The organism is Actinospica durhamensis (assembly GCF_018139695.1).
Taxonomy (GTDB): Bacteria; Actinomycetota; Actinomycetes; order Streptomycetales; family Catenulisporaceae; genus Actinospica; species Actinospica durhamensis.
In genome coordinates, this window is sequence record NZ_JAGSOG010000315.1 from 1 (window position 1) to 9,138 (window position 9,138).

Here is a 9,138-nt window from a genome sequence, read left to right on the forward strand (position 1 = left end):
CCCCGCCCCCTCCCCCACCGAGCAGCCCGATCGCGTTGTACGGGGAGCTGAACGCGATCTCGAAGGCGTTCGCGCCCAGCCCGGCCACGACCGGGTTCGACCCGGCGACGAGCGGGTTCTCCGTGTCGACGCCGGCGCCGGAGGCGGGCGGGGTGTACCAGAGCATGCCGGTGTTCGCCTGGAAGGCGATCTGCGCTCCCCCGTTCGTCAGGCCGGTCTCCGCCGGGCTGCTCGCGGCGGCTTGGCCGAGCTTGATCCCGGTGAAGCCGTTGGTGGCCGAGTCGTAGTTGTACAGGTACCCGTTGCCGCCCTGGAAGGACGCGTAGACGAGGCCGAGGGACGTGCTGATCCCGCCGCCGGCGAACGCCGGGGCGAGGCCGAGGCCGCACGACGCCGCGGCGGTGACGAACACGAGCACGGGGACGGCGCGAACTGCTCGCAAGAGAGCGCTCCTCAGATGTGGACGAGAGGTGGATGCCGCAAGACGTCGAATGCGCCGACCGCGGCCACGGGGACACCGCCGTCCCGGCTCGGCACCCGCGACCCGTTCGGAGAATAGGTCGGTCGGAAAGCCGACCCGGGACATCGGTGCACAAGTCTGGTGCCGGGCGCCGGGGCCGGAAAAGCCGCGGTGGGCCAGGCGGCCCGGAGAAGGCAGCATCCTGCCGAACTCGGCCCGTCGGGGTTTTGCGGCCCGACGGCCCGAACGTGTCGCGGCGAACCCGCGTCCGAGGACCGCTTATGGATCCGTCCGGAGTGGCAGGGGTGGTGGCAGTGACGGTGGCCGGATCACAGCCATCCGCGCCGGGTGGCCTCGTGGCCGGCCTGGAACCGGCTGGCCGCGCCGAGCCGGGCCATCAGACCGGCCACGAGGCGCCGCTCAGAGCGCACCGACAGCGCGAGCTGGCGCGCCGCGCTCTCGTCCGTGCCGCCTTGCGCCAAGAGCCGCAGCAGGCGCCGCTCGGTGTCGCTGAGCGCGGCGCCGTCCGGCTCCGGCTCGGCCCCGTCCTCGCCCAGCGGCTCGGCGCCCCGCCACGCCTGCTGGAAGAGCCAGGTCAGGGTGCTGACCACGGTCGAATCGGTGACCTGCGCGGCGCCGCGGGTCCGGTCCTCCTGGACCAGCGGAAGCAGGGCGAGGCGCCGGTCGAAGACCATCATGGTCGGCGGCGGCGCTGCCGCGGTGCGCACGCTCACGCCGAGACCGGTGACCCACCGCGCGTAACCGACGATCCCGGGGTCGAGCCGGGCCGCGGCCGGATAGAGCACCTTCACGTCCACTCCCCGGCTCGTGATCAGCTGGAACAGCGGCCGGGCCGCAGCCGGCGCGATCAGCGTGCGCCCGCCGGCCGGCAGCACCGCGAGGCACTCGGCCGAGGTGCCCGCCGCCACCCGCTCGAAGAAGCCCATCAGCGGCCCCGAGCCGGTCAGCACGGCGTCTGCGGCGGGCGGGGCCTTCGGCGAGAACGAGGCAGACCTCACGGCGTATCAGAGTACTGACCGAGCATGGGAGAGCGCCGCCGCCTGACCCCGAGCCGGCCGGCGGGCGCGGGCGCGGGCGGCCGGCACCCGGCACCCTCCGGATCAGGCGGCTGTCGATGCAAGCCTCGGCTGTCCACGCTCCGGAAGACAGCCCGATGAGACAGTTGGCAAAGGTATGGCCGCGCATCTGGCTGCGCGCGGCCGGTGCTGCCATCGTGTGCCGGTGCGCGGCCATCCCCCGTGCGCACCCACTGCATGTCCAGTTCAAGACCCATTCGGGCTACCCACCAGAAGGTCTTTCATGCGCCGATCACACCGGACCCGGGCGTTACGCTCCCTCTTGTCCCTGGCGACCGTCGCCTCCGTCAGCACCGTCGGCTTCCTCGCCGCCGCGCCCGCCCACGCGGACGCGCCCGGCTCGGGCACGCCGTGGGTCGTCAGCGTAGGCGACTCCTACATCTCCGGGGAGGCCGGCCGCTGGGCCGGCAACACCAACGACGGCGAGAGCCTCATCGACGCGTTGGGGCCCACCGCCTACTACGACAACGCCACCGACACGGCTGAGCTGATCAACCGCTGCCACCGGTCCAAGTCGGCCGAGATCTACCTCGGCGGCGGCGTGGACGGCGAGAACCTCGCGTGCTCCGGGGCGGAGACGACGACCTACACCGATTCCGGCGACTTCAAGCCGGGCCTGGACTTCTACAGCGACTCCTCGGGCAACCAAGGCCAGGCGCTGATGCTGCAGAACTTCGCCGCGACCCACAACGTGAAGATGGTCGCCGTCTCCATCGGCGGCAACAACTTCAACTTCGGCTCGATCGTGCAGGACTGCGTCGAGGACTTCCTGATATCGCCCTCCTGGTGGCCGGACTACTGCAGCACCGACTCGTCGACGACGAAGAACTTCACCAGCAGCAATGTCGCGACGCAGACCGCCGCGATCAAGCAGGCGCTGCTGAACATCCACCAGGCCATGGCGAACGACGGGTACCCGGACTCGAGCTACTCGATCGAAGTCCAGAACTACCCGTCCCCGATCCCGCCGGGCTCGGGCTTCCGCTACTCGCAGTCGGGCTACACGCGCCAGGACACCGGCGGCTGCGGCTTCTGGAACACGGACGCGAACTGGGCGAACAACACCGCGCTGCCGACCATCAACAACGCCGTGTTCAACGCGGCCGCCCAAACGGGCCTGAACAACATCCACACGCTCGACATCAGTTCGGCGTTCAACGGACGCCGCTTGTGCGAGAACACGGTGGGCCTGCTGGAGGAGGTGGGCATCCCGAGCTGGACGTATCCGGGCGCGGAGAACGAGACCGAGTGGGTCAACCAGATCCGGACGGTCTCCACGATCGACAGCGACTACTACATCCAGGAGTCGCTGCACCCGAACTACTGGGGTCAGCTGGCTCTGCGCGACTGCCTGCGCCAGGCCTACAACGGCGGCGCGGTGCGCAGCGGCAGCTGCACCATCGCCGGGACCGGCCTGGACAGCCAGGGCGAGCCGCTGATGTCGCTGCACTGACCATGGCGAAAAACCCGGCGGCTCCGGCGCCCTCCTTCAACGGCGCCGGAGCCGCCGGGTGCTTGGAACCGCTAACGACGGTGTGAGCTGGTCCTGATTCGCGTGACGGCAGGTGGTGGGTCTGCTGTGGTGGAGGCATGCCCTCTCGCCCGCGGCCGTGGATCGTCAGCGATGATCGTGGAGAGCCGGGGCATCCCGCTCGCCGTGAGCCTGACCGGCGGCAACCGGCACGACAGTACCCAGCTGTTCCCGCTGATCGACGCGATACCCCGGATCCGCGGACGCGGCCGGGGACGACCGCTACATCAGCCGGCGACTGCGCGCGCGAACTCCACCACGATCCGGGCGTACTGCTCCGGCTGCTCCATGGGCGCGTAGTGCGCGGCGCCGTCCAGCCACACGGTGCGGCCGTCGGGGACCGAGTCGATCAGCGCGGCGACGGTGGCCAGCGGGCCCGGCGCGTCCAGGCGGCCGTTGACGGCCAGGACCGGGACGGCCAGCGTCCGGGCGCGCGCGGCCGCGTCGGCGAGCGGGCGGCGCAGGTCCGGCTCGTCCGGGGTGTGCTTCATCAGCGTACGCATAGCCATCACCCGGACCCGGCGCAGCAGGTCCGGGTCGACCTGGTCGGGTCTGCGGTGCGGCCCGGGCAGCCAGCCGACGAAGGCGTCGAGCCAGCCTGGGATGTCGCCGGCGGCCAAGGCGGCGGCCGCCTTCGTGTGCTGCGCGGCAGCCCACGGGTCGGCCAGGTCGGTGTTGCCGTAACCGCGGCCGCTGATCACCACGGCCCGGACCAGCTCAGGGTGTTCGACGGCGGTGTCGAGCGCGATCATCGCGCCCATGCTGACCCCGACCAGCACCGCGGGGGCGCCGAGGCCCAGGTGGCGCAACAGGTCCGCCAGGTCGTCCGTCTGACGGAACGGCCGGGTGGCGTTGGCCGAGGAGCCGTGGCCGCGGGCATCCGGGGCGATGACCCGATGGCCCGCGCCGACCAGGGCTGGGACGAGGTCGTCGAACTCGGTGTGGTCGACGAAGGCGCTGTGCAGCAGTACCAACGGCACGCCGTCGCGCGGCCCGGCGTCGAGATAGGCGAGTACTCCGTCGGCGGAGGCGAAGGCCGATGTGGCGGACGGCGGGGCGGTGCTGGTCTCTTCAGACATGACACCTAAGGTGTCATATGGCGGCTGCGATGACAACCCGGGTGCCATGTCTGGTCGGTCCGGCGATCGCTCCGACCGGGCGCCGGATGCCATGATGGCCGCGTGCCCGAGACCGATCGCCTGCTGTTGCCCGAGGAGCTCCCGGATCGGCTGATGGAGGTGTTCAACCTGGTCGGGCCGCTCTACCGGCGGGTTCAGCGCAAGATCGAGCAGGACGCGGCGCGAGGCGTCCCGGTCGGCGTGCGCGCCGTGCTCGACCTGCTGCGCGAGCACGGGCCGATGACGGTGCCGCAGTTGGGCCGGTCCCAGGCGCTCAGCCGGCAGTTCGTGCAGCGGATGGTGAACGAGGCCGCGGCCCGCGGGCTGGTCGAGAGCACCCCGAACCCGGCGCACCAGCGCTCGCTGCTGATCGGGCTGACCCCGGCCGGCCGGGACGCGATCGGCGCGGTGGTCGAGCGCGAACACGCGCTGCTGCGTCAGACCGACGGCAGCCTGACCGACGCGGACGTCACCGCCTGCGTCCGGGTGCTGAGCCAGCTGCTGGACTTGTTCAAGGACGTCGATTTGGGCAACGCCAAGCCGCCGCAGGTCTAGGGAAGGTCTAGAGCAGTGACCGGCTTGCTCCACGGTTCCGGTCGTCATGCGGACCACGGATCTCGCGGGGGCCTAACCGCGCGACGCCGATATCGAGGGTGTCCCGCGGCGTATCTGCAGCGGATCCGCACGATGGACGAACAGGACATCCTGCGTGTCCTGCTGACGGTGGCCGGGCTTGAGCCGGACCCGGCGTCCGCCGGGACGCTGACGGGGCTGACGGGCTGACGGGCTGACAGGGCTGACAGGGCTGACAGGGCTGACGGGGGTACTGGACCACCTTGTGCGGGCCGCCTCCCGGTACCGGCCCGGGCGGATCCGAGGGCGGTTCGGATCCGTGCCGGGCCACGGCGTGGGCGGGGCACGCCGATTCGGTGCTCGATCATCCGGTGGGGTGCGGGCAATTCGAGATGACGGGGAAGTCGCGCATGCCGCGCAGCGGTGAGAAGAAGAGCCACAGGCCGGAGGCGCAGCCGCCGACGACCGCGATCCACAGGGTCGGGCGTACCCCGAGGGTGGAGCCGAGGGCACCGGCGGCGATGCCGCCGAGCGGCAGGGTGCCCCAGTTGATCCACCGGGCAGTGGCGTTGACCGGGGCGAGCAGGTCGGGCGGGCAGGTGGACTGGCGGTAGCTGAGCAACGCGACGGCGCACACGGTCGAGGAGAACGTCCAGGACATCCAGCCGATCGCGAACAACAGCACCCAGGCGCCGGGGCCCGCGGCGGCGATCAGCAGTCCGGGGAGCGCGAAGACGGTCATCGACAGCCAGCACACACGGGCGGCGCCGAAGCGGCGGGCGAGCAGCCCGGAGGCGAGCCCGCCGACGACGCCGCCCACGGCGCCGAGCGCGAGCAGCAGGCCGACGAATGCGGGGCGCAGGTGCAGGACGCGCACGAGGAAGACCGCGCCGAGGGATTCGACCATGATGACGAAGAAGTTCGCGCAGCCGCTCCACAGGACGCCTTTGAGCAGGACCGGCTCGTGCACCACGTAGGCGAGTCCGGCGCGGATCTGCTCGCGCGGCCGCGGGCGCCGGGCGGGGGCGGCGGCGAGCGGCTCGTGGCTGCCGATCGCCAGGAGGCCGGCAGCGGAGGCGAGGTAGGACAGGCAGTCGCCGGCCATGGCGGCGGCGGCGCCGAACGCGGCGACGAGCCCGGCGCCGAGTCCGGGGCCGGCGATCTGCGCGAAGGACTGGGTGGTGCCGAGTTTCCCGTTGCCGTCCATGAGCTGATCGCGTTCGAGCAGGGTGGGCAGGTAGCTCGGGTAGGCGATGGAGAAGAACACGCTGAAGGCGCTGGAGACGAGGGCGACGGCGTAGAGCTGGCCGAGGCTCAGGGCTCCGGCCCAGTACGCGGCGGGCACGGAGCCGATCAGCACGAGCCTGGCCAGGTCGCACCAGAGCATGGTGCGGCGTTTGGGGTAACGCCCCACCAGGGGGCCTGCCGGGAGGGAGACAAGCAGGTAGGCGCTGGTCTCCGCGGCCGAGAGCAGGCCGACCTGGAGGGTGGAGGCGTGCAGCAGGACCACCGCGACCAGGGGCAGTGCCAGGACGGTGATCTGCGAGCCGACTTCGCTGACCGTCTGCCCGCCCCACAGCAGCATGAAGTCCCGGTGGTGCCACAAGCTCGGCGTGCGTACGTCGGTGCCGGTGTCAGTGCCCGTCATTCGAATGATCCTCGACGTGTTCTGTCAAAGGTGTCAACCTCGCGGGCGCGCCGGGCCGTGGCGTGCGCACGTATCGCTCGATCCGCGGCGTTGCCAGGAAGTGGGGTGGACGGCATGCCAGATCCTGGCCCGGCAGCATTCGACGTCGGTGTCCACGAGCCGGGCGTCGGCATTGACGAACTGTGGTCGGTGTCGATGGACGCGTTCTGACAGTTCGGCGGCGAGATATCGCACGATGCTCGCAGCCGGGCCCGTCGGCCTGCGGGCCCGGCTGCGAGGCAGGATCGGCCTTCCCTCAGACCCCGAGCATCTGCGCGGCGAGCGCGGTGCCCTCGACGCGGGCGCGGACCTTGGCGAACGCCGTCTCGCGGGAGGTCGAGTCGTCGTCCCCGAACGGGGAGAATCCGCAGTCGTCGCAGCTGCCGAGGCGGTCGGGGCTAATGTGCCAGGCGGCGCGCAGCAGCCGGTCGCGCACGATTTCTGGAGTCTCGATCGCCGGGTCGATGGGGTCGATGACGCCGACGAAGACGCGCTGGGCGGGTTGAAGATTCTCGGCGACGACCGCGAGCACGCGGTCGGGGTCCTGCTCGCTCGCGAGCTGGAGGTAGAAGTTGCCGGCGTGCATCCGGAAGAGCGCGGGCAGCAGGCCGGCGTAGTCGACGTCGAGGCTGTGGGTGGAGTCGAGATCCCCGCCGGGGCAGGTGTGCACGCCGATCCTGGCGCGCTCCTCGTCGGTGAACCGTTCCAGGACGCGGTTGTTCAGCGCGATGAAGTCCTCCAGCAGTCCTCCCGAGGGGTCGAGCTTGAGCGAGAGCCGGCCCTCGGTGAAGTCGAGCTGTACGACGTGTGCGCCACCGTCGAGCGCGCCGCGGATATCGGCCTCGGCCTCGTTCACGAGGTCCTCGACGAACTCTTCCCTGCTGTAACCGTCGATGCCGTCTGCGGGGTAGATCAGGCTGAGGGCGGACGGCGCGATCACGGCCTGCTTGACCGGCACGTTCGCGACGGCCGTCGCCGCGGCCAGGTACTGACTCACCTGGGTCTGGTAGCGGAACGGGCCCTTCGTCAGCCGCGGCAGCTGGCGGACATGCCCGTCGGCGAAGGGGATGACGGCTCCGTCGGGAGCGAGGTTGACCATGCCGAGCAGCGGATAGGTCGCGAAGCTGGGCTTGCTCTGCTCGCCGTCGGTGACCACGGGCGAGCCGGCGTCCTCCAGCCGGCGGATCGTGTCGGCGACGGCCGCGGCCTGCAGCTCGCCCAGCAGGACCGCGTCACCCCGCCCCGCGGCGGAGTCGGTGAGCGCGGCCCGGAGTTCGGCGGGACGGGGGATGGAGCCGATGGGCTCGGTGGGAAGCGTCATGCGTCACAGAGTATTGCGATAGAAGCCGATCGACCGGAAGTTTCCGCGGATCCACCCGATCGGGTGGCGCGCGCCCGCGGACGCGCATCAAGTGGGCAATCTCGAAGTGGCGCGGCGCAGCCGGCATGTCATGTTCGCCGTCGACGACCTCGAAGACACCCTCGCCCGCTTACGTCCGCACGGCGCGGAGGAGGAAGATCGCGGCGATGTAGAAGGCGGCTTGGTAGCAGCGGGCGGTCTTGCCGAAGGGGTTGGTCGTCCATCCCGAAGTGCGGTCGAGCAGTTCGGCGCCGACCGAGCGATACCGGCGCTCCTGGCTCGCATTCGTCACCGGGGTCTGGATACCTGTGGTCACGATCCGGATGCCGGTCGCGTGGAACTCCGAGTCGAAGCGCAGGGTGAACTGCGCGCCGTGGTCCCGGATCGGGAACCTGAACCTATCGGCCTGCGACTCGCTGCCGGCTGCCGGCTGGGAAGCCATCGCGCTCTGGAGCGTGATCTGAGCATCATGACCAAGGTCCGATTGATCATGGATCGGACCCTGGTCACATGCCGACCTCAGAGCCTGAAGACCCGCACGAGGTTCGGGCCGTCGGCACGGCAGATCAAGCGGCCCCGACCGACGCAATGCGTCTGGTCCCCGTCGATGACGAACAGCACCGAACCGTCGTCATTGATGCCCTGGTAGTAGGCCTGATCGCGCGTATCCACGCGGACGGTGCTCGTCCCTACCGGAAGCGCCGCGGGCCAGTTGCTGCCCGGCCTGTGCTCACCCCGCCGCAGCACGCCGACGTTGGGGCTGACGTCGATCGCGATCGTCCTGGCCGCCTGGTATGCAGGCGTCTCATCAATGCCCTGGCCGTCGTCGAAATCAAAAACGTCGCCGCCTGCGATGTGGCAGTAATCGCAAGAGATCGAGGCCGGGCCGGTGTCCGAGGCGTCCGAGGCGTCCGCGAAGGCGGTCGTGGGGACATTGACGAGCGCTGCCGTGGCGAGCGCCGCCGTGACGGCGGCGGCCCTGAGGATGCGGGTCAAAGGGGGCTCCTTCCATACTGGGATAGATCCATTCCGGAACGTAGGTCCGTGATCGCGCTTGGAAACGCACCCTCACTCGCCGGAGTGGTGTCCTTACACCAGTCGGCCCAGCGCCGCTTGCGATGTTGAAGTGAGAGCCCGCCTTTGGTCGGCGCCTCCATGCACGACTGAATCGCCCCGCGACGGCCCCTAGGGCACCTTTGTTTGTGAAACTTGGAGGGTTGTCCTGAGTTTTTGTGCAGGGTAAGTCGTCGGCCGGGGTCTTGTGAGCTTATGTGGCGATCGGGACTCTGGCTGCGGCGATGCGCTCGTTGAC

Annotated in this window: 9 protein-coding genes and 1 pseudogene; 3 read left to right on the forward strand and 7 right to left on the reverse strand. The window is 70.4% G+C overall.

The features are described from left to right. Nucleotides 1-442: hypothetical protein (locus tag KDL01_RS35685; RefSeq protein WP_212533121.1), on the reverse strand; the 442-nt coding region annotated here is incomplete at its 3' end. Nucleotides 443-789: 347 nt separating this feature from the next. Continuing rightward, nucleotides 790-1,479, reverse strand: a complete 690-nt coding sequence (locus KDL01_RS45660) for a helix-turn-helix transcriptional regulator (protein WP_212533122.1) — start codon at nucleotides 1,477-1,479, stop codon at nucleotides 790-792. Nucleotides 1,480-1,825: 346 nt separating this feature from the next. On the opposite strand from KDL01_RS45660, the gene KDL01_RS35695 reads away from it, so the two are divergent. Further along, nucleotides 1,826-3,010 carry an SGNH/GDSL hydrolase family protein gene (locus KDL01_RS35695; RefSeq protein WP_438802010.1) on the forward strand — a complete coding sequence of 395 codons (1,185 nt, stop codon included), beginning with the start codon at nucleotides 1,826-1,828 and terminating at the stop codon, nucleotides 3,008-3,010. Nucleotides 3,011-3,199: 189 nt separating this feature from the next. Further along, a pseudogene (locus tag KDL01_RS44130) lies at nucleotides 3,200-3,322 on the forward strand (IS5/IS1182 family transposase); the annotation flags it as partial. Here KDL01_RS44130 and KDL01_RS35700 read toward each other — a convergent pair. Further along, complete coding sequence (locus KDL01_RS35700; protein ID WP_212533124.1) at nucleotides 3,316-4,167, reverse strand: alpha/beta fold hydrolase; 852 nt, start codon at nucleotides 4,165-4,167, stop codon at nucleotides 3,316-3,318. The pseudogene KDL01_RS44130 and the gene KDL01_RS35700 sit on opposite strands and share 7 nt — an antisense overlap. 153 nt (nucleotides 4,168-4,320) lie before the next feature. Between KDL01_RS35700 and KDL01_RS35705 the strand changes: the two genes are divergently transcribed. Further along, entirely contained in the window at nucleotides 4,321-4,761 is a 441-nt protein-coding gene (locus KDL01_RS35705) for a MarR family winged helix-turn-helix transcriptional regulator (RefSeq protein WP_212533129.1), read from the forward strand. Nucleotides 4,762-5,143: 382 nt separating this feature from the next. Here KDL01_RS35705 and KDL01_RS35710 read toward each other — a convergent pair whose 3' ends face one another. The 4 genes from KDL01_RS35710 to KDL01_RS35725 all read right to left on the reverse strand — a co-directional run bounded on the left by KDL01_RS35710 (nucleotide 5,144) and on the right by KDL01_RS35725 (nucleotide 8,822). Beyond that, on the reverse strand, nucleotides 5,144-6,427 hold the full coding sequence (locus KDL01_RS35710) for an MFS transporter (protein WP_212533125.1): 1,284 nt from the start codon (nucleotides 6,425-6,427) through the stop codon (nucleotides 5,144-5,146). Nucleotides 6,428-6,722: 295 nt separating this feature from the next. Continuing rightward, nucleotides 6,723-7,787 (reverse strand): cobalamin-independent methionine synthase II family protein, encoded by a 1,065-nt coding sequence (locus tag KDL01_RS35715; RefSeq protein ID WP_212533126.1) that lies wholly within the window; start codon nucleotides 7,785-7,787, stop codon nucleotides 6,723-6,725. Between the two features lie 169 nt (nucleotides 7,788-7,956). Next, nucleotides 7,957-8,268, reverse strand: coding sequence for a hypothetical protein (locus KDL01_RS35720; protein ID WP_212533127.1), 312 nt, complete (start codon nucleotides 8,266-8,268; stop codon nucleotides 7,957-7,959). Nucleotides 8,269-8,345: 77 nt separating this feature from the next. Beyond that, nucleotides 8,346-8,822, reverse strand: coding sequence for a hypothetical protein (locus KDL01_RS35725; RefSeq protein WP_212533128.1), 477 nt, complete (start codon nucleotides 8,820-8,822; stop codon nucleotides 8,346-8,348). Nucleotides 8,823-9,138 lie beyond the last annotated feature (316 nt).

Bases quoted from the DNA above. Each gene is read 5' to 3' on its own strand.
- KDL01_RS35700 (WP_212533124.1), bottom strand. From the start codon at position 4,167: ATGTCTGAAGAGACCAGCACCGCCCCGCCGTCCGCCACATCGGCCTTC.
- KDL01_RS35705 (WP_212533129.1), top strand. From the start codon at position 4,321: ATGGAGGTGTTCAACCTGGTCGGGCCGCTCTACCGGCGGGTTCAGCGC.
- KDL01_RS35710 (WP_212533125.1), bottom strand. From the start codon at position 6,427: ATGACGGGCACTGACACCGGCACCGACGTACGCACGCCGAGCTTGTGG.
- KDL01_RS35715 (WP_212533126.1), bottom strand. From the start codon at position 7,787: ATGACGCTTCCCACCGAGCCCATCGGCTCCATCCCCCGTCCCGCCGAA.
- KDL01_RS35720 (WP_212533127.1), bottom strand. From the start codon at position 8,268: ATGGCTTCCCAGCCGGCAGCCGGCAGCGAGTCGCAGGCCGATAGGTTC.